Below are 24798 nucleotides of genomic sequence, written 5' to 3'. Positions count from 1 at the left end.
CGAGACCATCGAGGCACCCTCACCACGTGAGCTCGCAGCTGACCGACCCGGTGTCCATGGTGTGGATGGCAACGAGGTCCGTGCCCGCATAGACGCGGCACTGCAGGACGTCACCGGACCCGTCGGTGCTCGATGCCGCGACGGAGACGGAGCTCGGCACCGACCCCAGGTGGATCTCCCTCGCTAGCGGGGTGCGCTCCGAGCTCTCCTCGTGCAGCCCGGACGATGTGGAGACCGTCAACGAGACGTCCTGCGCAGAGGTGGACACGACCTCGACCCGGAGCATGGTGGTGTCCGGGGGGACCGGCGAGACGGGGGAGTCGAGGGGGAGAGGGTCGGTGGTGAGGCTCGGGTCCTCGACCGTGGTGACCCAGCCCGCCATCGACGGGTCCGGCGCCTGCTCACCCCACGGGTCTGACGAGCCACCCCACACCTGCTCGGAGGAACCGCTACCGGCGTCGACCACCACGTCGTGGCCGCCGGAGTTTCCCATCACCATGAAGATCCCGATGACGGCGGCATACGGGAGCCATGCCGGACGCCGGCCTCGCGTGACGGGCTCCGGCCTCGTGGGTGGGGTGCGGCGGACCGTCGGGTCGGGCTGCCAGCCGGTCGAGGGGGGAGGACCCGCGGGTGAGGCGTGGTCGGCCCAGGCGTCGGGCGGCGGACCGGGCGCAGGGGTCGACGGTGCGTCGACCGGTCCCTCGCTGGGCGACTCGGCGGGTGCGGCGGGAGTCAGGTCCGGGAAGGCGACGTGCCGGTCGTGCTGCGGGTCGGGCAGCTCGGGCCGCGACGTGGCGTCGTTCACATGTCCCCCTGAGTCCGTGCGGTGCGCCCATCCAACCACCGTCGTCGTCGACGGGCGCGGCGTCGCGACCCCGCTCTGAGCGATCGCGGAGCGTATCGGTTCCACCCGTCGAGCGGTCCGTGCAGACCCCGGGCCCAAACCCCCGCGACCGGCGCTGCGCCGCCCACATATCCTGACGGGCATGCCCGACGAGACCTCGACCTCCCGCGCCCGCGGGGGCGGTCGTCGCTCGCGCGGCAGACGCCCCGCGGCCGGTGCGCCCGGCACCCCACCGCGCCAGCAGCGAAGGCGGGCCGAGCCCACCGCCGACCAGCGGGCCGCCCGCAGGGCCGCCCGCGCGGCGACGGTGCCGCCCATCACCTACCCCGAGCACCTGCCCGTCGTCGAGCGCCGCGACGACATCGCCGCGGCGATCCGCGACCACCAGGTCGTCGTCATCGCCGGTGAGACCGGCTCGGGCAAGACGACCCAGATCCCGAAGATCTGCCTCGAGCTCGGTCGCGGGCTCGACGCCGTCATCGGGCACACCCAGCCGCGGCGCATCGCGGCCCGCGCCGTCGCCGAGCGGCTCTCCGAGGAGCTCGCGGTCGAGCTCGGCACGGCCGTCGGCTACCAGGTGCGCTTCACCGACCAGAGCAGCCGCGACACCCTCGTCAAGGTCATGACCGACGGCATCCTGCTCGCCGAGATGCAGCGGGACCGCGAGCTGCGCCGCTACGACACGATCATCATCGACGAGGCGCACGAGCGCAGCCTCAACATCGACTTCATCCTCGGCTACCTCAAGCAGCTCCTGCCGCGCCGCCCCGACCTCAAGGTCATCATCACCTCGGCGACGATCGACCCGCAGCGCTTCGCCGAGCACTTCGCCGATCCGGCCACGGGACACCCCGCCCCGATCATCGAGGTCTCGGGCCGCACCTTCCCCGTCGAGATCCGCTACCGCCCGCTCGTCGACCCCGACCGCCCGGAGGCGGAGGAGCGCGACATGGTGACCGGCGTGTGCGAGGCCGTCGAGGAGCTGTGGACCGAGCGGCACTCGGGCACGAGCAGCGACATCCTCGTCTTCTTCTCCGGTGAGCGCGAGATCCGTGACGCTGCCGATGCCCTGAACGGGATGAAGCTGCCGGTGACCGAGGTGGTCCCGCTCTACGGCCGGCTGTCTGCGGCCGAGCAGCACAGGGTGTTCTCGTCGCACACCGGACGCCGGATCGTCCTTGCCACCAACGTCGCGGAGACCTCGCTCACGGTCCCCGGCATCCGCTACGTCATCGACACCGGCACGGCCCGCATCAGCCGCTACAGCCAGCGCACCAAGGTGCAGCGCCTGCCCATCGAGCCGGTGAGCCAGGCGTCCGCCAACCAGCGCAGCGGCCGCTGCGGCCGCGTCTCCGACGGCATCGCCATCCGGCTCTACTCCGAGGACGACTACGACAGCCGCCCGGAGTTCACCGACCCCGAGATCCTGCGCACCAACCTCGCCTCGGTCATCCTCCAGATGACGAGTCTCGGCCTCGGCGACATCGCCCGCTTCCCCTTCGTCGACCCACCGGACTCGCGTCAGATCGCCGACGGGGTGCGGCTCCTCGAGGAGCTGCAGGCCTTCGCGCCCGAGGAGGAGACCCCGCCCAGCGGACGAGGGCAGCGCCGTGCGGGACGCCGCCTCACGGCATACGGCCGGACGATCGCGCTGCTGCCCATCGACCCGCGGCACGCCCGCATGGTCATCGAGGCGGACAAGCGCGGCGTGCTGCGCGAGGTGCTCGTCATCGTCTCTGCGCTGTCGATCCAGGACCCGCGCGAGCGGCCGCAGGACAAGCAGGAGCTCGCGAACGCCGCGCACAAGCGCTTCGCCGACGAGACGAGCGACTTCCTCACGTGGCTGAACCTCTGGGCCTACCTCAAGGAGCAGCAGGCGGAGCTGAGCAGCAGCGCGTTCCGCCGGATGTGCAAGGCCGAGTTCCTCCACTACCTGCGCATCCGCGAGTGGCAGGACCTCCACGGCCAGGTGAGGCAGGCGGCGAAGCAGGCGGGCCTCGACGTCAGCCGCGGCACCGTCAAGGTCGGGGAGGGCGAGGTCGACGCGGACGCGATCCACCAGTCGCTGCTCGCCGGGCTCCTCTCGCACGTGGGTGTCCGCGACGAGCAGAAGCGGGAGTATGCCGGTGCGCGGGGCACGCGCTTCGGCATCAGTCCCGGGTCCGCGCTCTTTCGCAAGCAACCGCAGTTCGTCATGGCCGAGGAGCTCGTCGAGACCAGCCGCCTGTGGGCGCGGGTCAACGCGCGCATCGACCCCGTGTGGGCTGAGCAGCTCGGCGAGCACCTTGTGAAGCGGCAGTACTCCGAGCCGCGCTGGTCGGGCAAGCGCGGCTCGGCCGTGGCGACCGAGCGGGTCACCCTCTACGGGGTGCCCCTCGTCGTCGGGCGGGTCGTCGGGCTCGGACGCATCGACCCAGAGCTGGCTCGCGACCTCTTCATCCGGCACGCCCTCGTCGAGGGTGACTGGCACACCGAGCACGCCTTCCTGCGCGACAACGCCGCCCTCGTCGAGCGCCTCGGCGAGCTCGAGGCGCGCACGCGCCGCCGCGACATCGTCGTCGACGACAGCACACTGATCGCCTTCTACGACAAGCGGATTCCGGCCGACGTCGTGTCGGGCCGGCACTTCGACACGTGGTGGAAGAAGGCTCGACGGCAGACCCCAGAGCTGCTGACCTTCACCGAGGAGCTGCTGCTGCGCGAGAGCACGGGGAGCATCGCCGACGAGGACCATCCGACGACCTGGACGCAGGGCGAGAACGTCCTGCCCGTCACCTACCAGTTCGAGCCCGGGTCGGCGCAGGACGGCGTGACGGTGCACATCCCGGTCGACCGGCTCAACCAGGTGACGCCGGAGGGCTTCGACTGGCAGGTGCCCGGCTTCCGTGAGGAGCTCGTGACGGCTCTGATCCGCTCACTGCCCAAGGGGATTCGCCGCAACCTCGTGCCGGCACCCGACCACGCCCGCGCCGTGCTGCCCGAGCTCGACCCGACGAGCGGGCCGCTGCTGCCTGCCCTGGCCGCCGTCCTGCAGCGCAAGGCCGGCGCGCCCGTCTCGCCGGCGGACTTCGAGGTCGAGCGGGTGCCGCCGCACCTGTTGGTCACCTTCAGCGTCGACGGGCCGAACGGGCAGCCGGTCGCGACGGGCAAGGACCTCGAGGCGGTCCGGGAGGCGGCCGCGCCACAGCTGCGGCGACAGGTGAGCCGCGCCGGGGCCCGCGTCGAGCGGGCCGGTCTCACGGCCTTCCCCGACGACGGGGTGCCCGAGACGTTCGAGAGCTCCGAGGGCGTCCAGGGCTACCCCGCGCTCGTCGACACGGGGTCGGGTGTCGACCTCCGCGTCCTGCCGACGCGGGCCGAGGCCGACGCCGAGCACCGCCTCGGTGTGCGACGGCTGCTCCTGCTCGGCATCACGCCGCCGTGGAAGCAGATCCTCTCGCGCCTCACGAACGCCCAGAAGCTGGCTCTCGGCCACAACCCGCACGGGAGCGTCCCCGCCCTGCTCGACGACTGCCTCGCGGCAGCCATCGACGCGATCCGCGACGACGCCGTCACCGACCGGAGCTCGGGTGGCGACCACGCCGTGCGCACCCGCGAGGACTTCGAGTGGGCGCTGTCAGCGGTGCGCACGCACACGACGGCGAAGGTGGTCCAGGTGGTCGGCCTCGTCGAGCCGATCCTCGCAAAGGACCTCGCCCTCACCAACCGGCTCGCCGACCTCGACCGCTCGAGCAGCCCGGCGATCCGCCCGATGCTCGCCGACGTGCGGGCCCAGCTGCGCGAGCTCGTGCGTCCTGGCTTCGTCGCGGACACAGGTCTGCGCCGCCTGCCCGACCTCGACCGCTACCTCCGGGCGATCGCCCACCGCCTCGACAAGGGGCCGGCCAACCTCGCCCGCGACACCGTGGCACTCGAGCAGGTCGACCTCGTCGAGGGCCGGTATGCCGACCTGCTCGACTCGCTGCGTCCCGCGCAGCGGGGCGCGGCCGAGGTCGCCGAGATCGGCTGGATGATCGAGGAGCTGCGGGTCTCGCTCTTCGCGCAGACGATCGGGACGGCATACAGCGTCTCGCCGCAGCGGGTGCTCAAGGCGATCGCCAAGGTGCGCGCCTGACCTGCTGACACGGCCCGCTGCAACCGTGGACGTGGGAATCTTGGGAACGGGCGGAGCGTTGCACGAGACGATCCCGGACGACGAAAGGCCAGACCCGTGCAGGACCCGACCGAGCTCTTCCAGTTCGAGAGCGACACCTCACCGAGCATGCTGCAGGAGCTGCAGGCCTCGGTGCTCATCGTCGCCCTCGGCGGATTCATCGACGCCGGCAACACCCAGCGCCTCATGGCGGACCACCTGCTCGAGGCGCACGAGTCGCGCGTCATCGCCTCCTTCGACGTCGACCAGCTCCTCGACTACCGAGGCCGCCGGCCCGTCATGGTCTTCGACCGCGACCACTGGAGCAGCTACGACGACCCGAGCCTGCTGCTGCACCGCGTCGTCGACAAGGAGGGCGTGCCCTTCCTGCTCCTCGTCGGGCCCGAGCCCGACTACCAGTGGGCGCGCATGGTCGAGGCGACGACGCAGCTCGTGCGCGCCTTCGGCGTGGGCCTCACCGTCAGCATCCACGGCATCCCCATGGCCGTGCCGCACACGCGCCCGCTCGGCGTGACCGCGCACGGCACCAACCCGCGCCTCATCTCCGGCAACGACCCGGCGTTCGGCACCGTCCAGGTGCCGGCCAGCTTCTCGTCGCTGCTCGAGCTGCGGCTCGGCGAGGCAGGCCACGACGCCATCGGCTTCGCCGTCCACGTGCCGCACTACCTCGGCCAGACGGAGTTCGGCGATGCTGCCGTCGTCGGGCTCGAGCGGGTGCGGGCCGCCACGGGGCTCGACCTCGACATCAGCGCCCTCGTCGCGACGGCGGGGCTCAACCGGGCCGAGATCACCCGGCAGATGGAGGAGTCCGACGAGATCACGGCTGTCGTGCATGCCCTCGAGCAGCAGTACGACACCTTCCTCGAGGGCCGTCAGCAGCGCAACCTCCTGGCCACGGACCTGTCCGACCTGCCGACCGCCGACGAGATCGGTGCGGAGTTCGAGGCCTTCCTCAAGGACGTCACCGAGGACGACGACCAGTCGTAGCGGCCCTCTCAGCCCGGGGCGCTGCGCCCCCAGCACGTCGAGTGCCCACTTTCCGACGCGGAAAGTGGGCACTCGTTGCGTCGGCCGGTCGAGTGCTCAGTTCCTGACGTGCCCCCTCGATCGAGTGCTCGTTTCCCCGCGCGGGAAAGTGGGCTCTCGACGGGGCGGGACGGGCGTCAGGGCTTGGCGTCGCTCCAGCGCCGGATGATCGACGTGTCGGCGACGAAGCGGACCTGGTCGGTGCCGGCCCACGTGCGGGCGGCGCCCGTCAGGGCGGCCTCGACCGCCTCGGCGGCGGCAGCCGCCTGCTGCTCCGGCACGTGCACGATGAGCTCGTCGTGGAGGCACAGCACGATCTGCCCGCCGAGCGGCCGCACCGCGTGACGCACGGTGGCGGCCCAGGCCTTGAAGAGCTCTGCGGCTGACCCCTGGATGATCGCGTTGCGCGCGTAGCGCCCTCGGGATGCGTCGGCTCCGGCCGAGGCGTCGGTCAGGGTGGTGCTCCCGCCCGGTGCCTCAGCTCCCTCACCCTGGCGAGGGGGACCCTCTCCGAAACGGATGAGACGGCCTCCCCACGTGCGTACGGACCGGCGGGCCACGCCGTCGTCGTAAGCCCGGTCGAGCAGGCCCATGGCCACCGGGTAGGCCCGCTCGAGATCCTTGAGGGCCTCACCGGCAGCGCCCGAGCGCTGGCCGTACATCGCCGCGAGGACGGCGATCTTGGCGATGGGCCGGTCGGCGCCCAGCTTGGCGGCGACGGGGGCGTAGAGGTCGTCACTGCGCGTCGCCTCCGCGAAGGCGCGGTCGCCGCTCACGACGGCGAGCACCCGCGGCTCGATCTGGCCGAGATCGGCGCGCACGAAGACGTGTCCGGGCGCGGCGGCGATCGCGGGCCGCAGGGGAGCGGGCAGGTTGTGCAGCCCGTTCTGGGCGGTCATGCGCCCGGCGGCGCCGTCACAGGCGGTCCAGCCCCCGCGGAGCCGGTCGTCGGGGCCGACGTGCTCGTCGAGCCACCGGTAGCCGTAGGTCGTGGCGATGCGCTCGTCCTTGCGCCACCGCAACAGGGCGTCGACGAGCGGGTGGGTGACGCGGTAGGGCTCGAGCATCCAGGCGCGGGTGTTGGGCACGTCGACCCCGACCGACGCGAGCAGCTCGCGCACCTGGGTCGGGTTGCGCAGGTCGGTCCGCTCGCGGCCAGGCGCGTGCCGCAGCACGGCGCGGTCGCGCTCGGAGCGGATGCGGGCGGCGTCGGCCTCGTCGCGGGCGCGCGGCCCGGCGGAGGCGGCGATGAGGTCCTCGGCGGCGAGCCGGTCGACGGGCAGGCCATCGCGCTCGAGCTCGAGACAGAGCACGGCCGCCGCCGACTCGGACCACACCGTGCGCTCCAGCCGGGCGAGGTGGCCGCCGCCGATGCGCCCGAGCGCGGCGAGCTGCGCCGCTTGGCACTCGAGCGCGAGCACCGCGAGCTCGCGCAGCTGCCGCTGGTCGAGGGCACGCGAGAGCGCATCGGCGCGGAGGTGCCCCTCGGCTGTGAGGAGCGGCCGGTCACCGGCATCGGCGAGGTCGAAGAGGTCGCCGTCGAAGCCGCTCAACCGCTGCGTGCGGGGGAGGGGCACAGCCGCCTCGTCTAGCCCCCGGCAAGCAGCGAGCACGTGACCGGGTGACGCCGCCCAGCCGCCGTGGAGGAGGCGGTGCGTCTCGGCGAGGTCCCACGTGCGCGCGACGTCGATGCCGGCGCCGACGACCTCGCGCAACGTTGAAGCGGCGGACCAGAGCACCCAGCGCGGTCCGAGTCGGGACGCGGCGGCGACGAACCGCCGGCCCACCTCCGCGAGCGGCCACGACTCGTCGATGCCCGGCCCCACGGCATACGCCCCCTGGGGGCCCACGACGAGGGCGACGAGGGGAGCACCGGCTGCCTTGTCAGCCAATGCAGCCCGCGATGCGTGCCACGGCTTCTCGCAGCACGTCGGGCGACGTGGCGAAGTTGATGCGCACGTGCCCTGCGCCGGCCGCGCCGAACATCGTGCCCTCCGAGACAGCGACCCGACCTCGCTCGAGCAGGGTGGCGGCCGGACGGTCGCCGAGCCCGAGTGGGCGCAGGTCGAGCCACGCGAGGTAGGTCGAGTCCGGCACGAGGAGGTGCGCCCCAGTGAGGTGCTCACGGACGAGCTCGCCGAGCAGAGCGCGGTTGGCGTCGAGCTCGCCGACGAGCTCGTGGACCCACTCGCGCCCGTGGCGGTAGGCGGCCGTCTGGGCGATGACGCCGAAGTGGCTCGCGCCGAAGGTGACGAAGGGATGCAGCCGCGCGACGTCAGCCCGCGCGTCCTCACCGGGCACGACGAGCGCAGCCTTGAGGCCGGCGAGGTTCCAGGCCTTGGAGGCGGACGTGACGGTGATGCCGCGCTCGCTGCCGGGCACCGTGAGGTAGGGGGTGAAGCGGTGCGGCGCGAAGACGAGGGGAGCGTGGATCTCGTCGGACAGCACGCGCACCCCGTGGCGCTCCGCGACGGCGGCGAGGCCCTCGAGCTCCGCGGCGCTGTGCACCGTGCCCGTCGGATTGTGCGGGTTGGAGAGGAGGTATGCCGCCCTCCCGCCCTGCGCCGTGACCTCGCCGAAGGTGGTGTCGAGCAGGTCGAGGTCGAGCCGGCCGTCCGCTGTCAGCGGCGCCTCCACGACCCGACGGCCGATCGAGGAGATGACGTCGTAGAACGCGTTGTAGACCGGGGGGCTGACGATGACCGGCCCGAGCGGATCGGTGAGCAGCCCGAGGAGGTGGGCGACCCCGGTCAGCACGTCGGTGACGCGGACCATCGCGCCGGGATCGGTCGTCCAGGCCCACTCGGCCTCGGCGAGCTCGGCGAGGGCTGCGGCATACCCCTCGTCGCCGGCGTAGCCGGTGTCTCCGCGCGTCATGGCCGCCGTGACGGCATCGACGACCGCGGGGCAGGGGCGGGCATCCATCTCGGCGATCCAGAGCGGCAGCACGTCGGCGGGGTAGCGGCGCCACTTGATGCTCGTCCGGTCGCGCCGCAGGACGTCGAGCGGCACGTCGAGGAGGTGCGTGGGCATGGCCCGACCCTACGAGACCACGCCGACAGGGAATCGCACCAGGACGACTGCCCCGCTCGGCATACGCTGACGACGACCGGCTGGGTATGGTCTGGGCGAACGCGACACCATCGGCAAGGGACGGCACCACGTGGGACTCCTGGGCATTGACAGCGACGAGGCGACGAAGGCGGCGGACGCCACCGCCACGCAGGTCCGCGCTGCGGCGAACGGCGGCGCGCTCGAGCGCGCCAAGCTGCCCGACGAGGGCGGGCTGACCGGAGCAGCGACCCGGCTGGTCGAGCGCCTGCTCGACATCGGCATCGACGGTCGGGGCCCCTTCGACTCAGCGGAGAAGGTCGCCGAGACGGCGCTCAAGCACGCGCGCGGCGACGTCGAGCAGGCGATCCGGATCATCCGCCGCGACCACCGTCAGATCGGGGCCGTGGGTGGCTTCGTGACCGGGCTCGGCGGCTTCTTCACGATGCCCCTCTCGCTGCCCGCCAACGTGCTCGAGTTCTATCTCGTCGGCACCCGCATGACCGCGGCGACCGCTAAGGTGCGCGGCTACGACCTCAGCCAGCCAGAGATCCGCTCGGCCGTGCTGCTCACCCTCATCGGCGCCGACAGCGACGACCTCCTCAAGAAGGCCGGCGTCGTCGCCTCGGGCGGCAAGTGGTCGAGCCTCGCCGCCGGACGCCTCCCGGCGCCCGCTCTCATGGTGCTCAACAAGGCGATCGGCTTCCGGCTGCTCGGTCGCATCGGAGGCAGCACCTTCGCCCGCTTCGGGCGCGCCGTGCCCATCCTGGGTGGCGCGCTGGGCGCTGTCATCGACGTCTACATGCTGGGTCGCATCGGCGCCCAGGCCGCCAAGGAGTTCCCACCGGTGGCCACCTACGGCAGGTGACGGCCGGTGAGCCACAGGTGACGACTCTGCAACGGCTCGGTGTGCCCGGAATCGTCGTGGCGGCCCGCTCGTTGGTGAGGGCATGAAGTCGGCATCCCGCATCAAGCTCGCAGCCACGGCTGCGTCGGTCGTCCGCGCGTCCATGCGGCCGGGGGGTCCTTCGGTCATGGAGCGCGTCCACGCGGTGCCGCGGCTCGTGCGTGCCACCCTCGACGGCACGTATGCCGGCACGACCGTCGCGCGCCTCGGGCTCGTCGCCGCTGCGGTGGCCTACGTCGCCTCGCCGATCGACCTGCTGCCCGAGGCCTTCCTGCCCGTGGTGGGCGCTGCCGACGACGCCGTCGTCATCGGGTGGGCGATCAAGGCCTTCATCGAGGAGACGGACCGCTTCGTCGCCTGGGAGCTCGGTCAGGGTGCGCGCCGGGGCCAGACGGTGCGGGGCGAGGCCACGTGGTCGACCCCTGCCGGTGGCGGGTGGGAAGGCGGGGCGAGCGACGGAGCCGCTCCGCGAGCCGACCGCGACACGACGGGCGCTGCTGCGCCACGCGCTGACGAGGACAGGACCGGGGCGGCTGCGCCGGGCGCCGCTCGCGCGACGCAGGGCAAGGTCGTGCTGCCCGAGGGTGTGCGCCAGGCGGCGACCGACTACGTGATGGAGACGGTCCGCAAGCGTCTCGAGCGCTGAGGCTCGGCGTCCCGCCGGGGGCCGGGTTCCTGCGCGCCGGCGTCGCCGCGCGCGCCGGACTTGTCCACACCTCCCTGCGACGGGCCTCCGTCGTCCACAGATGTCCTGCGCCCCCTCCCTGCGGCTCGAGCGGGAGACGAGGGTCGGGTCATGCCGAAGATCTCCCTGTCGGGGCCTGCCGACCTGCTGACCATCCTTCCCTTCCACCTCGGCTTCCAGCCGACCCGCAGCGTCGTCGTCGTGTGCTTCCACGGCAAGCGCATCGGCCTCGTCGCGCGTTTCGACATCGCCCCCGACCACCTTGCCGCGGACGCCGCGGCTGCGGGACTGCCCACGCTCGTGCGCGACCGGCCCTCGTCGGTGTGCCTCGTCGGCTTCGAGGAGGAGCCGGGGGAGTCCGACGCCCTGAGTGCCGCCCTGCGCGCCGGTCTCGAGCAGGAACGTGTCGTCGTCCAGGACCGCCTCGTCGTGCGCAACGGTCGGTGGTTCACCGTCGACTGCGACTGCTGCCCGCCGGGAGGCCGGCCGATGCCCCAGCCCGCCGACGTGCCCGCGGTGGCCGGCTACATCGCCCTCGGGCACTCGGTGCTGGAGGACCGCGACTCCCTCGCCGGGCTCGTGCAACCGCTGGCTGTCGACGACCCCCGGCATGACGACGTCGAAGCGGCCATCGACATCTGGCAGGCCCGCTACACCGTCTCGGTCGCCATCGACCGGATTCGGGCCGGAACGCTGCCCGTCGACGGCGACCTCGGGGATCTGGACCGGCTGCGAGAGCTCGAGCGGCTCGCCGCCGACCTGGACGATCTCACGGCCGATCTCACGGACGAGCTGGGGGAGGACCTCGCCGCGTTCGAGGACGAGGACGACGACGACGACGGGCTGGGCCACCTGGGTGACTTCGGTGACTTCGGTGACCTGGGCGAGGTCGGTGACAACGCCGACGGTGCCGTTGTCATCGACCTCGAGACCGGGCGGCGTCGTGCGGCGTCGTGGGGGAGCGCCGACGTCGACGACGACGTCGACGATGAGGATGACGATGCGGGTGCCGGAGTTTCCCCCGTATCGGTGCTCCTGCAGGCGGAGTCCCTCGCGGCGTGGAGCGAGGTCCTGCACGGAGAGGTCGGTGGCGAGAGGCTCGTCGAGCGGGTGCCGGCGCTCGTCGGACCGCTGCGCGACGTCGTCTTCCGCGACGCCCTCATCGCCTGGCTGTGCCCGGGTGCGGTTCCCCTCAGCGACTTCCCGCCGGGGCTCGTCGCGCTGTTCGAGGCCCTCGTGGGAACCGATGTCCGCTCGGCGGCTGCGGCAGAGTCCGTGCCGCCGCAGCCTCGCCCGCGCCGCGGACGGCGCAAGCGCGGCCGCCGTCTCGAGCGCCGTCTCGACCGCCACCGCGGTCGCCCGGACGACATCCGCATAGAGGGCCGCATCGACGGGCACGGGTCTGCGTGGGAGGACTGGCGAGCATGGGAGGAGGCGAGTGCGCCGCACCACGTCCACGCGCGCCTCGAGAGCGTCTGCCGGGTCGTTCCTGCCCCCCACGCCGCCCCGTTGCTCGCGGTCGTCGGCAACTACGCGTGGTGGAGAGGCGACGGCGCGCGCGCCGGCGTGGCCATCGACGCGGCGCTCGACCTCGAGCCCGACCACCGTCTCGCGGGGCTGCTGCGCGACGCGCTCGACCACGGGTTGCGCGGTCGGGGTGCGGACAATGCCCCCGTCGACGACCTCGCAGCGCACGGCCCGTCCGGCTCGTGGAACAGCCCATCGAGTGCGTGAGCGGTCTCGCGTATGGTGGTGCCTAGGTCATGAGTGCCAGCGACAAGCCCCGGCTCGCTGGCCGGCAACCCTCCTTCGCGGTGGGGTGCCCCGGGTGAGGACCTGGCATCCCTCAGACCGTGTGGGTGCAAGCGCGAGCCGAGGAGCATCCTCCATGACCGTCACCGACCGACACCCGGCCCGACCCGACGGCGCCGCCGACACCCACGGCGCGGTCGTGCCGGGACAGGCATCCGGCCAGACGACCTCGGGGTACGGCCCGACCTCGCGGCTGCGCTCGGTCCCGACCGGCACGGCCTCTCGTGGAGAGGAGGTCCCGCGGTCCAGCGGGGCCTGGCACGAGGGCGACCCCGTCGGCCAGCGTCGCTTCGTCGACATCGGCGGCCTCGACCTCGAGCGCGGCGGTCGGCTCTCGCAGGTCCGCATCGCCTACGAGACCTGGGGCACCCTCAACGCCAGCCGCGACAACGTCATCCTCGTCGAGCACGCGCTCACCGGTGACAGCCACGTCTCGGGCGAGGCGGGCCCAGGACACCCCTCACCCGGCTGGTGGAACGCGCTCATCGGCGCCGGACGTCCGGTCGACCCCGACGAGTGGTTCGTCGTCGCCTCGAACGTGCTCGGCGGTTGCCAGGGCAGCACCGGACCCTCGAGCCTGGCCCCCGACGGGCGCCCGTGGGGGAGTCGCTTCCCCTACGTGACGGTGCGCGACCAGGTCGCAGCGGAGGCGGCGCTGCTCGACGCCCTGGGCATCGACCGGCTCGCGGCCGTCGTCGGCGGGTCCATGGGCGGCATGCGGGCGCTCGAGTGGGCGGTGACCGAGCCCGAGCGCGTCGACCGGTGCCTCGTGCTCGCCTCGACGGCATATGCCACCGCCGACCAGATCGCGTGGTGCCAGCCCCAGCTCCTTGCCATCCGCCAGGACCCCGACTTCGCCGGCGGCGACTACTACGAGACCGGCCGCTCGCCCGAGAACGGTCTCGGACTCGCCCGACGGATCGCGCACATCACCTACCGCACCGAGACCGAGCTGAGCGAGCGCTTCGGACGGGAGGCCCAGCTCGGTGAGGACCCGCTGCGTGCGGGCGACCGAGGCCGCTTCGCGGTGGAGAGCTACCTCGACCACCACGCCGGCAAGCTGGCCCGTCGCTTCGATGCCAACTCCTACCTGCGCCTGACCGAGGCCATGAACTCCCACGACGTCGGGCGCGACCGCGGCGGGGTCGAGGCAGCGCTCTCGCGAGTGAGCGCCGACTGCACGGTCGTGTCGGTCGACACGGACCGTCTCTACCCGCCCCGTCTGTCCGACGAGCTGCACCGCGCCCTCCCGCGCTCGACACGCGCCCACATCACCTCCGACTACGGTCACGACGGCTTCCTCATCGAAGAGGACCAGGTCGGCGAGATCATCAGCGAGGCGCTGGCGCGCTGACGTCCACCCCGGCCCTCCGGGCCGGTCCTCGGCGACTCGCTTGCGAGAGTTCGCTGGTCGCGCCCTGGGGCGGGCTTTTCCGGTAGCGTGCGAGCAGGGGTATCACCGCACCAAGGAGGTCCGGACAAAGTGGCCATTGTCGTTGGTTACGTCGCAACGAAGGAAGGCCGCGCCGCCCTCAAGCGCGCAGCTGAGGAGTGCATGCTCCGGGGGACGCGGCTGATCGTCATCAGCTCGCACCGCGGAGGCAAGGACTTCGACCCCGACGAGGCCATCCAGTTCGAGAAGGAGCTCACCCGGGTGGGCGACCTGCTCGAGGAGAAGGGGCTCGAGCACGAGGTGCGTCAGCTCGTGCGCGGCAACGATCCCGCCGAGGACCTCATCAGTGTCGCCGACGAGGAGTCCGCTGACTTCATCGTCATCGGCCTGCGGCGCCGGAGCCCGGTCGGCAAGCTCATCCTCGGCTCGAACGCGCAGCGCATCCTGCTCGACGCCAGCTGCCCCGTGCTCGCCGTCAAGGCGGACTGAGAGCCCTCCGGCCAGGCGCCGTTCGTCGGGGGTCGGCACGCGCGGGCGGCTCGAGCCGGTCCGGGATATCACACCGGCGCGCCCGAAAGGGCGTTCTGTTCGCGGGCATCGCCGTTCGCGTTTTATAATGGTCGAGTACCGGATTGCACGAGGCGCACCGCGAGATCGCTCAGGGACCGACTCCACCAGGCCAAGCACATTCGGCACGAACCCCCACTCTCGTTCGTTGTGCTGGTGCATGCCCGGATCTGGTGCGCCCATCACGACGCACACAGCGACGAAAGGCGACTGCTTCCGTGCCGAAGGCAACAACCGCTGGAGCCCCCAAGACCCTGCCGAAGGTGTTCCAGCACGAGGCAATCATGCAGCTTCTCGTGAAGGGGAGCTCGAACGGGAGCATCACCGGCACCGAGATCGCCCGGGCCCAGGCCGAGGCCGCCCTCGACCTCAAGCAGATGAAGCCCGTGCTCACGACTCTCGAGGCCCACGACATCGAGATCGTTGTCGACGCGCCGCACACGAGCACCAACAAGACCCGCTCAGGGACCAAGGGAGGCACTGTGGCCACCGCTCGTAGCACCACGGCCGCGGCGACGAAGACCGCCGCCAGGACCACCACCTCGACCACGCGAAAGGCGCCGGCGAAGCGCGCCGCCGCAGCTCCGGCTGCCGCCGAGACCGACGCCGCAGCAGCTGCCCCCGAGGCGACGGTCCGCAAGACCGCCGCCAAGAAGGCCGCCACCACCGCTGGTGTCGCCAAGGCCGCCGCCGCAGCCCCCGCCAAGACGGCTGCCAAGAAGACCACGGCCCGCAAGGCCACGGCCAAGAAGGCCGTCGCCGGCGTGGACGACGCGGACGCGATCACCGAGGGCGACGACATCGTCGAGCCCGACGAGGCCGTCGAGACCGAGCTCGAGGAGGTCGACGTCGTCGCCGTCGCGGCCGAGGTGGCCGACGACGCCGACGCCGATGACACCGACGAGGACGGCGAGCCCAAGCCGAAGCCCGCGGCCGTGGCCGAGGAGACCGAGGAGTCCGGGTTCGTCATCCGCGACGACGACGAGGACGACGCCCCTGCGCAGCAGGTCGTCACCGCCGGCGCCACGGCCGACCCCGTCAAGGACTACCTCAAGCAGATCGGCAAGGTCGCACTCCTCAACGCCGAGCAGGAGGTCGAGCTCGCCAAGCGCATCGAGGCCGGCCTCTTCGCCGAGGAGAAGCTCAATGCCGAGGGCAAGATCGACATGAAGCTCAAGCGTGAGCTCTGGTGGATCGCCCAGGACGGCAAGAAGGCCAAGAACCACCTGCTCGAGGCCAACCTGCGTCTCGTCGTCTCGCTCGCCAAGCGCTACACCGGTCGCGGCATGCTCTTCCTCGACCTCATCCAGGAAGGCAACCTGGGCCTCATCCGTGCGGTCGAGAAGTTCGACTACACCAAGGGCTACAAGTTCTCGACCTACGCGACGTGGTGGATCCGGCAGGCGATCACGCGTGCGATGGCCGACCAGGCGCGCACCATCCGCATCCCGGTGCACATGGTCGAGGTCATCAACAAGCTCGCCCGCGTGCAGCGTCAGATGCTCCAGGACCTGGGCCGCGAGCCCACCCCGGAGGAGCTCGCCAAGGAGCTCGACATGACGCCAGAGAAGGTCGTCGAGGTCCAGAAGTACGGCCGCGAGCCGATCTCGCTGCACACGCCCCTCGGCGAGGACGGCGACAGCGAGTTCGGTGACCTCATCGAGGACTCCGAAGCCGTCGTCCCGGCCGACGCCGTGAGCTTCACGCTCCTGCAGGAGCAGCTGCACTCGGTCCTCGACACGCTCTCCGAGCGTGAGGCCGGCGTCGTCTCGATGCGCTTCGGCCTGACCGACGGCCAGCCGAAGACCCTCGACGAGATCGGCAAGGTCTACGGCGTGACCCGCGAGCGGATCCGCCAGATCGAGTCCAAGACGATGAGCAAGCTGCGCCACCCGAGCCGCAGCCAGGTCCTGCGCGACTACCTGGACTGACGGACTCGGCAGACATCGACGGGCCGCCTCGCTGGAGCGAGGCGGCCCGTCGGTCGTCCAGTGAGGCGAACGGCCGCGTCCAGTTTTCCCACGGAGTCCGCGCAGGGACCTTGTCCTCTGGCGGCCCGCGGTCCCCGCCACCCAGCATGGTGGGGAGGGATGGCCGGTCCACCTCGGGCTCGGCACCTCCGCGTGAAAGGAGAAGGCGATGCCCAAGCTGTCCAAGGCCAGCGCGTCGTCCCCCCAAGGTTTCCCGGGCTTCACGGAGTCATACGAGCAGGAGTTCGGCGACTGGACCGTGAGCATCGAGCGCGACTTCGTCGACATGGACCTCGCACCGTTCTTCAAGGGTGCACCCGACGACGAGTGCCAGGCGCACCACCTCGGCTACGTCGTGACCGGCACGTTCTCCATCCGCCGCCACGACGGCGTCATGGAGACATTCGAGGCCGGTGACGCCTTCGTCATCGAGCCGGGTCACGTGCCGGTGATGTCCGCCGGTGGTGAGTTCGTGGCCTTCACCCCGACCGCCGAGGCGAAGGAGCAGACCGCGGTGATGATGCCCAACATCCTCGCGTACGCGAAGGAGCACGGGATCGAGCTACCGGGGCTCACGACGCCTGCGTAGTCTTCGCCTGAGGCGGCGCGCCCGGGTGCCACCGCGAGCCGGCGACGGAGGAGTCTGGACGTGAGCGACACCGTGTTCGTGCTGCACACCGGTGGGACCATCGGCATGGTCGACACGGCTCAGGGCTCCGCGCCGGTCGCCGGGGCGCTCGCCCCCTACCTCGACTGGATCGTCGAGAACTCGAACGGTGAGCTGCCACCCATCGAGTTCCTCGAGCTGGACCCCCCGATCGACTCCGCCAACGCCACCCCCGAGGACTGGTGCGCGATCGCCCGGGTGCTGCACGAGCGCCGCGACGACCACCGCGGGTTCGTCGTCCTGCACGGCACCGACACGATGGCCTACACCGCGTCAGCGCTGTCCTTCCTGCTGCCCTCCTTCGGCAAGCCCGTCGTCGTCACCGGCTCGCAGATCCCCATCTCGCGCACTCGCAGCGACGGCCGGCAGAACTTCATCGGCGCCCTGCAGGTCGCCGCCCGCGGGGACATCCGTGAGGTGTCGCTCCTCTTCGGCGAGGTGGTGCTGCGCGGCAACCGCGCGACCAAGATCGACGCCTCGGGGCTCGACGCCTTCGACTCGCCGCGCCTGGCGGCCCTCGCCGACATCGGCATCGACATCGTCGTCAACTCCTCGATCGCACCCGCCGAGCAGGGTGAGGCGCGGCTCGTCGCGGGCCCGCTGGGCAAGGTCGCGGCGATGCGCCTCTTCCCCGGGTTCTCCGCGTCGATCCTCGCCAACCTCTGCCAGCCGCCCCTGCAGGGTCTCGTGCTCGAGGCCTACGGGGCCGGCAACGGGCCCGCCAATGACCGCGACTTCCTCGCGGCCGTCGAGGCTGCGACCGCGGCCGGCATCGTCGTCGTCGTCGTCACCCAGTGCGTGCGCGGGTCCGTCCAGCCAGGGGCGTATGCGACTGGCTCGGCCCTCCTGCGCGCGGGCGCGGTGCCGGGCTACGACCTCACGTCCGAGGCCGCCCTGAGCAAGCTCGCCGTCCTGCTCGGCGAGGGCCACGACGCCCCGACGGTCCGCGAGCTGATGCAACGCAACATCGCCGGCGAGCTCACGCGCTGACGCGCTCAGGCTTCGGGGGGCAGCTGGACCCCGAAGCCTGCGACGGCGAGGCGGAGCAGGACCTGTCCGGGCGCGAGCAGGTCGGCGATGCGAGCGGCGCTCAGCACCTCGAGCTCCGCCAGCCGGGCGGCATACGCCTCGGGGCCGCGCAGCCGGGCCTGCTGGAGCTCGAGGGTGTTGTGCCAGACCTTGCGCCTCGCCTCGCGCAGAAAGCGGGTCGAGGCGCGCCGGTTGAGCGGGGTGAGGACGCGGTCGAGGAGGCTCTTCGCCTGCTGCGACGCGAGCTCCGCGTCCTCCGCCGCGACGCGGCCCGAGAGCACCCCGTCGATCCGCTCGTGGTCGCGTGCCCGACCGGCCAGCACGACGGGGTCGGCGAACTCCGCGTCGCTGATCACGCCGAGGAGGGCCTGCGGGAGGTCGTAGTTGATGTGCGCGTTGATGCCGAGCAGCACGTGGCGCAGGGGCGCCAGCTCCTCCGGCGCACCGAAGGCGAGCCGCCACGGCCGCGGCGCGCTCCGGCCCGGGTCGCTCGACAGGTCGTTCTCGAGCGCGTCGAGGTAGAGGTCGGCGAAGACGACGTCCCACGCCTCGACCCAGACCGGGTCCTCGAACTCGCCGTCCCTGATGGCGGCGTCCACCGCGCGCGTCGTGCGCAGGTAGGTGGCGAGGAAGGAGCGTCGCGACTCCAGCGACTGCGGCATCGTGTCGAGCAGGCCCGTCATCCGGTCGATGACGTCGGCGATGCTGCGCTTGCCCTGCTGCGTCCCCACCGTCGGACCCCGCCCGCTGTCGGTCATGGTCGTTCTCCTCACGCCCGCGCCCCGCCGCTTCTAGTGTGGTGTGAGCTCCGCCCCGGTGTCCGTCGAATCCGACCGGACCAGGCGGCGCGTCGGGGCCGTCGGGCGCCCTCGGGCGCAGGAGGCGAGGCGCACATGGCGCAGGTGCGTGACGACCGAGTGCTGCCGGCCACGCGCGTGCTCGCCGTGGTGCTCGTCCCGATCCTCGTGGCCGCCTTCGTCATCCTCTACGGCTTCCCCGCGGACACCCGTCGCCTCTTCGCGTGGACGATCTCCCCGCAGCTGACGCCGATGGTGCTCGCCTCGGCCTATCTCGGTGGGGCCTGGTTCTTCGTGCGGGTGGCGCGTGAGCGGCGCTGGGCCGCGGTCGGCGCCGGCTTCCTCGCCGTCTGCCTCTTCGCCACGCTGCTCGGCATCGCGACCGTGCTGCACTGGGACCGCTTCAACCACGGGCACCCTGCGTTCTGGCTCTGGGCCACCCTCTACTTCGTGGCGCCGGTGCTCGTGCTCGGTGCGTGGCTGGCCAACTCCCGCGTGGCTGCGCCGCCCCGGCCGGACGAGCGCAGGATCGGGCCGGTTGCCCGAGCGGTCATCGCCACCGGCGGTGGGCTGGCGCTGCTCCAGGGTCTCGTGCTCTTCGCCGCGCCGTCCCTCATGATCCCGCTCTGGCCCTGGCAGCTCACCCCGCTGACGTGTCGCGTCGTCGGGGCGATCTTCTGCCTCGGCAGTGCGGGCCTCGTCGTCATCGGTGACCCGCGGTGGGAGAGGCTGCGGCTGCTCGTCGAGGTCGCGACCGTGATGCTCACGCTGATGCTCGTCGGCGCACTCCGCGCCCGGGGCGACCTGCACGGCGACCGGATGCTCACCTGGCTGCTCGCCGTCGGCTTCATCGGCGCCCTCCTCGGCGCGGTCTACCTCTGGTGGTCGATGCGCCGGCCGTCCGGCGCACCCCTCACGACCGGCGGCGACTGAGAACCTCCGAGAGGCGGTCGGGCAGGCTGCGCCAGTAGGCGACCCCGGTCTGTGGCCAGAGGAAGGAGCGCACCCGCGTCTTCCAGGCCCGCGTGCCGCCGACCTGCCGCCGGATCGAGCGGATGTCGTGGTGGAGGCGGACCGCCTCCTGCGGTGTCGTGCGCTCCGGCCGGTCGTAGCGCGACCTCTCGAGGGTCGCGGTGACGCGACGCATCGCCGACGCGCTCTCGGTGTCGAGGTGTCCCTGGGTGACGTAGCGCTCACGCAGCTGACGCAGGGTCGCCCCGGCGGGCGCCTCGAGGCCGAGGTCGCCGAGGTGGGCGGTGAGGTCGTCCCACTCGGCTTCGATGAGGTCCTGCTGCGTGACCGCGGCCCGCCGTCGTCGCACGCGCAGCGCCCAGGCCGTGATCGGCATGACGAGGACGGCGAGGACGATGACGAGCAGCGTCAGCATGATGACGAGGTTGCGCAGGGTGAAGGCCGAGGAGACCCGGTCGAGCACGCCCGTCGGCTCCGGCTCGGCGGCGGCGACCGCGGTCCGCGTCGGGGCGGCGCTGGTCGTCGCCCTGCCGGTCGACCCGCTCTCGGTGACCGAGCGGCCACCTCCCGTGGCGCCGGCGTCGCTGCCGAGCACGGCATACGGCGGCGGGGAGCCGGACCGCCCGCCCGGCGTGGGTTCGAAGCGCAGCCAGCCGTAGCCCTGGAAGAAGAGCTCGGGCCACGCGTGCGCGTCCGAGGCCTTGACGATGTACGTATCGGTGCCCACGGCCTCGCCCGGCAGGAAGCCGATCGCCATGCGGGCCGGGATGCCCTGGGCCCGCGCCATCATGATCATCGCCGTGGCGAACTGGACGCAGTAGCCCCGGCGCGTCTCGTAGAAGTTGCGGATCGGCTCCATGATGCGCCCGGTCTCGTCCCTCAGCGGCTCGCCGAGGTCGAGGCTGTAGGTGTAAGCCGGACCGCGCAGATGGTCCTGGATCGCGATGGCCCGGTCGAGCGGGTTGTCCTTGCCCGCTGTCACCTCGTCGGACCAGCGCTGTACGAGCGAACGCACCGTGTCGGGCAGCCTGAGGTCGTCCTCGGTGACGTCGGGGGAGTCCGGTGGCCCAGACTCGCGCAGCTGAGGCGGAGAGGGTGCGAGGTCGGCATACGTCACGCGGTAGGAGCTGACGGCCCGCCCGACCCGCACGTCGCGCGTCACGGGGTCGATCGCCCACGGCGTGCCCTCCATCGCGACGGCCACGACGGGGTAGGGCACCGCGATGCGCGGCGCCGCGAGGGTGTTGTCGGTGACGTCGATGACGTAGTCGCGTCGCTGCGACGCGGGGGGTAGGGGCTGCGGCTGGCCCGACCCGTTGCCGCCTCCGAGCTGGAGCCACTGTCCGCGGGAGTAGTAGGACGTGGCGAGCACTCGGAGCGGGGCCTTCGTGAAGGCCGTCGTCGTGTAGCTGAGGACCGGCGTCTGATCGCTGTTGTTGAGGCTCCGGCTGAGGTCGAGGGTGTCGTTGAAGCCCACCGACCCCTGTCCGCCGCCACCTTCCGAGCGTCCGAGCCCCTCGGTGAGGTAGCGCGGCGGGAAGTGGGGCACGACGAGGGGCACGGCGATCGCGAGCACGACGCCGAGGGCGCCGAGCTTGAGGGCGCCCGCGGAGAAGGAGCGCAGCGCCTCGCGGTCGTGCGCGGCCTCGTCGATCTCGCTCTCCTCGGCGGGGTTCGCGGTGCTCCATCGGGAGAAGGCGGCCCGGGCCGTCGTGTGCAGCATGAGCAGCCACAGCGCGGCGGGCACGACGAAGAAGCGCAGGGCAAGCGCAGCCTGACCGTTGGCCGCGGTGATGAGGTATGCCGTCAGGAGCGGGAGCCCCGCAGCCGCGGGGCTGCGCCAGGTGGCCGCCATGGCGTCGACGCAGATCGCGATGAGGCCGATCGCGACGAGGAGGCAGAAGGTGACGCCGTCGTTGAGGGGGGCGGGGGCGGTGTAGCGCTGGACCGTGTCGAGCGCCTGCAGGCCGAGGGAGTTGGCGACCTCGAGGCTGGCCGGCGTCGGTAGGAACCACGCGAAGGTGTCACCCGCGTAGCGGAAGAGCAGCACGTAGCCGACGACGAGCACCTGGGTGAGGACGACGAGCGCCTTGGACCGGGTCAGCCCTCGGGCCACGAGCCCCACGCCGGCGCAGAGGGCGATGACGACGACGGCCTGGGGGAGCCACGCGGAGTCGCGGAAGAGGCTCGTGATCGGGTAGACGGCAGCGAGCGTCGCGAGGGCCGCGAGGATCGTGATCCTCCAGCGTCGGCGGGTCATCGGCTTCCTCCGACTGCTGCGGCCGTGAGGACCGCCCACGCGTGGGCGACGTCGTCGTCGCGTCGCACCGCGACGGCCCGCCACCCGGCGAGCCGCAGGGCGTCGACGTGGGAGTCGACCGGGTCGGCCACCGAGTCGCCGAAGCTGTGGGCGTCGAGCACGAAGGCGATGCCGGTGGTGCCGGGCTGGCGCAGGCTCGCGAGACGCAGGGTGACGTCCTGCTCGTGCGGGCCGACGAGTGCCACGACGAGCCCACCCGAGGAGGCGAGCGCCTGGGCCGCGCGCAGGATCTCGTCCTCACCGCTGTCGTCGCGCAGCCTCGTGACGGCGAGGACGTCGAGGATCTCGTCGACGGTCAGGGTGTCGGCGGCGCGGGCGCTCTCGACGGTCTCGGCGCAGACGACGTGGACGGCATACCCCGACTCGAGCAGGTGCACGGCGACCGACGCGGCTGCGGTGACGGCCCACTCGAAGGACGACGAGGCGCCGCTGCCGCCGTGGGCGGTGGGGCGAGGGTCGAGCACGACGAGCGCGCGGCGCTGGGCGGGTCGGTCCTCCTGGCGGACCATGAGGTCTCCGGTGCGGGCGGTGGCGGGCCAGTGGATGTGGCGCAGGTCGTCGCCGTCGCGGTACTCGCGGATCGTGACGTCGTCCTCGCCGTGCAGGGCAATGAGGTGTGCATGCTCTCCCTCGGAGCCCACCCCTGCGCTCGGGTGCCTGCTCGAGGAGAGCGGGTGCACCGCGGGCAGGACGACGAGATCGGTCGTGCCCTCGAGCACGGCGTTGCGGTTGGCGAGGCCGAAGGGATCCTGCACCTGCACGCCGAGCGGGCCGAGCCGGTGCCGCCCGCGCAGGTGGGAGCGCACCTGGTAGTCGATGGCCCGCACCCGGCCGGGCGGGATGCGGCCGACGACGAAGCGCGGCCGGTCACCGAGCACGTAGTCGAGCCGCTCCTCGGCGAGGAAGATCGGGGTGGTCGAGGACGAGACGTTCTCGAAGGACAGTGTCACCGCGGCGTCCTGCCCGACGCTGATGCGCTCGGGCCGGGTGTGCCGCTCGATGCGCATGCGGGTCTTGCGGGTGCGCACGAGCGTCGCCGAGATGATAGGCAGCCCGATGAGCAGCACGCTGACCCGCGTGAGGTCGGGGAAGCCGAGAATGATGCCCGCGAGCAGCAGCAGGATGCCGGAGAGGAAGAAGGCGAGGCCGCGGGTGGTTAGGACGGCGCGAAGAGCGCGCATACCGGCGCCGCCTCAGCGGGAGGTCGCCGGCACCGGCACCTGGCGCAGCAGGTCGGCGACGACCTCGGCGGTCGTGCGGCGGGCGAGCTGGGTCTCGCTCGACGGTATGAGCCGGTGGGCGAGCACCGCCGACGCCAGCACCTGCACGTCGTCGGGGATGACGTGGTCGCGCCCCTCGAGCGCGGCGTGGGCCCGTGCGGCGCGCAGCAGGTGCAGGGCCGAGCGCGGCGACGCGCCGAGCCGCAGGGCCGTGGTCGAACGCGAGCGGGTGACGAGGTCGACGATGTACTGGCGCACGGCGGGGCTCGCGTGGACGCGTGACACGTGCTGCACGACGAGGTTGATCGTCTCGGCGTCGGTGACGGGCACGAGGTCGTCGAGCGGGTCGTGGGCCCCGTGGCTCTCGAGGAGGTCGAGCTCGGCGCGGGGGCTCGGGTAGCCCATGGAGATCCGCGCCATGAAGCGGTCGCGCTGGGCCTCGGGGAGGGGGTAGGTGCCCTCCATCTCGATGGGGTTCTGCGTCGCCATGACGATGAACGGCGCCTGCAGCGGGTAGGTCGTGCCGTCGACGGTGACCTGGTGCTCCTCCATCGACTCGAGCAGCGCCGACTGGGTCTTGGGCGAGGCGCGGTTGATCTCGTCACCGACGACGACGTTGGCGAAGATCGCCCCGGGGCGGAACTCGAAGCGGCGGGCGTCCTGGTTGAAGATGCTGACGCCCGTGACGTCGCTCGGCAGCAGGTCGGGCGTGAACTGGATGCGCCGGACCGTCGCGTCGATCGAGCGGGCGAGGGCCTTGGCGAGCATCGTCTTGCCGACCCCGGGCACGTCCTCGATGAGCAGGTGGCCCCCGGCGAAGAGGACCGTGACGGTCGTGCGCACGACGTCGGCCTTGCCCTCGATGACGCTCGTCATCGCGCCCGCCAGACGGTCGGCGACCCCGTGGACGAGGTCGAGGTCGGCGGTCTGCGACGCCGCGCTCGGGTCGAGGCCGGTCTCGGTCATGGTCACGCTGTCCTCCGATGGTTCGGTTGCCCCATGTCAGCGCGCGCCCGCTCATGACAGGCGCGCGTCCTCCCGTGATCTTCTCCCATGGACCCGTGCTTCGGAAGATCTCGTACAGCCCGGGCGGCACCGGCTGACGACCCGGAACCGCCTCACTCCACTTTCCTCCACGGTGAACGTGCGCGGGCGGCAATGAGTTCGCGCGCGGGTCAGATCCGCGCAGATTCGTGCATACGCGTCCCGTTTCGTCCCCTTCCGGTATGCCGTCCGGCGCAGTTGCGGACGGATGGCAGGCACGGGTGCCCCTCGGCACCCGCGCGAGCACTCGCCGAGCCCTCCACTTCACTCCACCGCCGATGACCTGCGCAAACGTGTGAGAGAAGTGCTCGATGTGGGTAATAGATCGTTGACGGTGG

Annotated in this window: 18 protein-coding genes and 1 riboswitch; of the genes, 11 read left to right on the top strand and 7 right to left on the bottom strand. The window is 72.0% G+C overall.

Features of this window, described 5'->3' with window-relative positions:
* Positions 1-19 precede the first annotated feature (19 nt).
* Positions 20-808, bottom strand: a complete 789-nt coding sequence (locus tag FBY41_RS18965) for a hypothetical protein (protein WP_141845932.1) — start codon at positions 806-808, stop codon at positions 20-22.
* Between the two features lie 181 nt (positions 809-989).
* Here FBY41_RS18965 and hrpA point away from each other — a divergent pair, with 181 nt between their 5' ends.
* Together hrpA and FBY41_RS18955 are read left to right on the top strand one after the other, a co-directional pair.
* A complete protein-coding gene (hrpA, locus tag FBY41_RS18960) occupies positions 990-4961 on the top strand; it encodes an ATP-dependent RNA helicase HrpA (protein ID WP_141845931.1) in 3972 nt (1323 codons plus the stop codon).
* Between the two features lie 96 nt (positions 4962-5057).
* Complete coding sequence (locus FBY41_RS18955; protein WP_141845929.1) at positions 5058-5987, top strand: PAC2 family protein; 930 nt, start codon at positions 5058-5060, stop codon at positions 5985-5987.
* 176 nt (positions 5988-6163) lie between these two features.
* Here the strand turns inward: FBY41_RS18955 and FBY41_RS18950 are convergent, their stop codons facing one another.
* Both FBY41_RS18950 and FBY41_RS18945 read right to left on the bottom strand, forming a co-directional pair.
* Positions 6164-7918 carry a DNA polymerase gene (locus FBY41_RS18950; protein WP_141845927.1) on the bottom strand — a complete coding sequence of 585 codons (1755 nt, stop codon included), beginning with the start codon at positions 7916-7918 and terminating at the stop codon, positions 6164-6166.
* Positions 7911-9059 carry a MalY/PatB family protein gene (locus FBY41_RS18945; RefSeq protein WP_141845925.1) on the bottom strand — a complete coding sequence of 383 codons (1149 nt, stop codon included), beginning with the start codon at positions 9057-9059 and terminating at the stop codon, positions 7911-7913. Before FBY41_RS18945 ends, FBY41_RS18950 begins: the two co-directional genes overlap by 8 nt.
* Before the next feature lie 130 nt (positions 9060-9189).
* Here FBY41_RS18945 and FBY41_RS18940 point away from each other — a divergent pair, with 130 nt between their 5' ends.
* The 8 genes from FBY41_RS18940 to FBY41_RS18905 all read left to right on the top strand — a co-directional run bounded on the left by FBY41_RS18940 (position 9190) and on the right by FBY41_RS18905 (position 18068).
* Complete coding sequence (locus FBY41_RS18940; protein ID WP_141845923.1) at positions 9190-9945, top strand: EcsC family protein; 756 nt, start codon at positions 9190-9192, stop codon at positions 9943-9945.
* 82 nt (positions 9946-10027) lie between these two features.
* Positions 10028-10630, top strand: coding sequence for a YkvA family protein (locus tag FBY41_RS18935; RefSeq protein WP_141845921.1), 603 nt, complete (start codon positions 10028-10030; stop codon positions 10628-10630).
* Between the two features lie 150 nt (positions 10631-10780).
* Positions 10781-12403 (top strand): DUF4192 family protein, encoded by a 1623-nt coding sequence (locus FBY41_RS18930; RefSeq protein ID WP_141845919.1) that lies wholly within the window; start codon positions 10781-10783, stop codon positions 12401-12403.
* Between the two features lie 25 nt (positions 12404-12428).
* Positions 12429-12543: riboswitch (SAM riboswitch) on the top strand.
* A 14-nt stretch (positions 12544-12557) separates the two neighbouring features.
* On the top strand, positions 12558-13835 hold the full coding sequence (gene metX, locus FBY41_RS18925) for a homoserine O-acetyltransferase MetX (protein WP_141845917.1): 1278 nt from the start codon (positions 12558-12560) through the stop codon (positions 13833-13835).
* Positions 13836-13964: 129 nt separating this feature from the next.
* Positions 13965-14363, top strand: coding sequence for a universal stress protein (locus FBY41_RS18920; RefSeq protein ID WP_141845915.1), 399 nt, complete (start codon positions 13965-13967; stop codon positions 14361-14363).
* 341 nt (positions 14364-14704) lie between these two features.
* Positions 14705-16372: an RNA polymerase sigma factor gene (locus FBY41_RS18915; RefSeq protein WP_260439925.1), complete on the top strand. Its 1668-nt coding sequence runs from the start codon at positions 14705-14707 to the stop codon at positions 16370-16372.
* 208 nt (positions 16373-16580) lie between these two features.
* The gene (locus FBY41_RS18910) at positions 16581-17000 is read left to right on the top strand and encodes a hypothetical protein (RefSeq protein WP_141845911.1); all 420 of its coding nucleotides are present in this window, start codon (positions 16581-16583) and stop codon (positions 16998-17000) included.
* A 60-nt stretch (positions 17001-17060) separates the two neighbouring features.
* Positions 17061-18068: a type I asparaginase gene (locus FBY41_RS18905; protein WP_141845909.1), complete on the top strand. Its 1008-nt coding sequence runs from the start codon at positions 17061-17063 to the stop codon at positions 18066-18068.
* A 5-nt stretch (positions 18069-18073) separates the two neighbouring features.
* Here the strand turns inward: FBY41_RS18905 and FBY41_RS18900 are convergent, their stop codons facing one another.
* Positions 18074-18865 (bottom strand): DUF5995 family protein, encoded by a 792-nt coding sequence (locus FBY41_RS18900; protein WP_141845907.1) that lies wholly within the window; start codon positions 18863-18865, stop codon positions 18074-18076.
* A gap of 135 nt (positions 18866-19000) precedes the next feature.
* On the opposite strand from FBY41_RS18900, the gene FBY41_RS18895 reads away from it, so the two are divergent.
* Positions 19001-19837 (top strand): hypothetical protein, encoded by an 837-nt coding sequence (locus FBY41_RS18895; protein ID WP_141845905.1) that lies wholly within the window; start codon positions 19001-19003, stop codon positions 19835-19837.
* Here the strand turns inward: FBY41_RS18895 and FBY41_RS18890 are convergent.
* The 3 genes from FBY41_RS18890 to FBY41_RS18880 are packed head-to-tail and all read right to left on the bottom strand — an operon-like array spanning position 19818 to position 24382.
* Positions 19818-22136: a transglutaminase family protein gene (locus FBY41_RS18890; RefSeq protein WP_141845903.1), complete on the bottom strand. Its 2319-nt coding sequence runs from the start codon at positions 22134-22136 to the stop codon at positions 19818-19820. The two genes, FBY41_RS18895 and FBY41_RS18890, sit on opposite strands and share 20 nt — an antisense overlap.
* Positions 22133-23377, bottom strand: coding sequence for a DUF58 domain-containing protein (locus tag FBY41_RS18885; protein ID WP_141845902.1), 1245 nt, complete (start codon positions 23375-23377; stop codon positions 22133-22135). The genes FBY41_RS18890 and FBY41_RS18885 overlap by 4 nt, the downstream gene beginning before the upstream one ends.
* 12 nt (positions 23378-23389) lie before the next feature.
* Entirely contained in the window at positions 23390-24382 is a 993-nt protein-coding gene (locus tag FBY41_RS18880; RefSeq protein WP_141846341.1) for an AAA family ATPase, read from the bottom strand.
* Between the last annotated feature and the right edge of the window lie 416 nt (positions 24383-24798).

The sequence above is a fragment of the Humibacillus xanthopallidus genome (assembly GCF_006716675.1).
GTDB classification, from domain to species: domain Bacteria; phylum Actinomycetota; class Actinomycetes; order Actinomycetales; family Dermatophilaceae; genus Humibacillus; species Humibacillus xanthopallidus_B.
This window is presented reverse-complemented; position numbering and strand designations above follow the sequence as displayed.

Excerpts from the sequence above, each read along its gene's own strand:
- metX (WP_141845917.1), top strand. The coding sequence starts at position 12,558 with ATGACCGTCACCGACCGACACCCGGCCCGACCCGACGGCGCCGCCGAC.
- FBY41_RS18935 (WP_141845921.1), top strand. The coding sequence starts at position 10,028 with ATGAAGTCGGCATCCCGCATCAAGCTCGCAGCCACGGCTGCGTCGGTC.
- FBY41_RS18880 (WP_141846341.1), bottom strand. The coding sequence starts at position 24,382 with ATGACCGAGACCGGCCTCGACCCGAGCGCGGCGTCGCAGACCGCCGAC.
- FBY41_RS18890 (WP_141845903.1), bottom strand. The coding sequence starts at position 22,136 with ATGACCCGCCGACGCTGGAGGATCACGATCCTCGCGGCCCTCGCGACG.
- FBY41_RS18910 (WP_141845911.1), top strand. The coding sequence starts at position 16,581 with ATGCCCAAGCTGTCCAAGGCCAGCGCGTCGTCCCCCCAAGGTTTCCCG.
- FBY41_RS18885 (WP_141845902.1), bottom strand. The coding sequence starts at position 23,377 with ATGCGCGCTCTTCGCGCCGTCCTAACCACCCGCGGCCTCGCCTTCTTC.
- hrpA (WP_141845931.1), top strand. The coding sequence starts at position 990 with ATGCCCGACGAGACCTCGACCTCCCGCGCCCGCGGGGGCGGTCGTCGC.
- FBY41_RS18900 (WP_141845907.1), bottom strand. The coding sequence starts at position 18,865 with ATGACCGACAGCGGGCGGGGTCCGACGGTGGGGACGCAGCAGGGCAAG.
- FBY41_RS18930 (WP_141845919.1), top strand. The coding sequence starts at position 10,781 with ATGCCGAAGATCTCCCTGTCGGGGCCTGCCGACCTGCTGACCATCCTT.
- FBY41_RS18945 (WP_141845925.1), bottom strand. The coding sequence starts at position 9,059 with ATGCCCACGCACCTCCTCGACGTGCCGCTCGACGTCCTGCGGCGCGAC.
- FBY41_RS18895 (WP_141845905.1), top strand. The coding sequence starts at position 19,001 with ATGGCGCAGGTGCGTGACGACCGAGTGCTGCCGGCCACGCGCGTGCTC.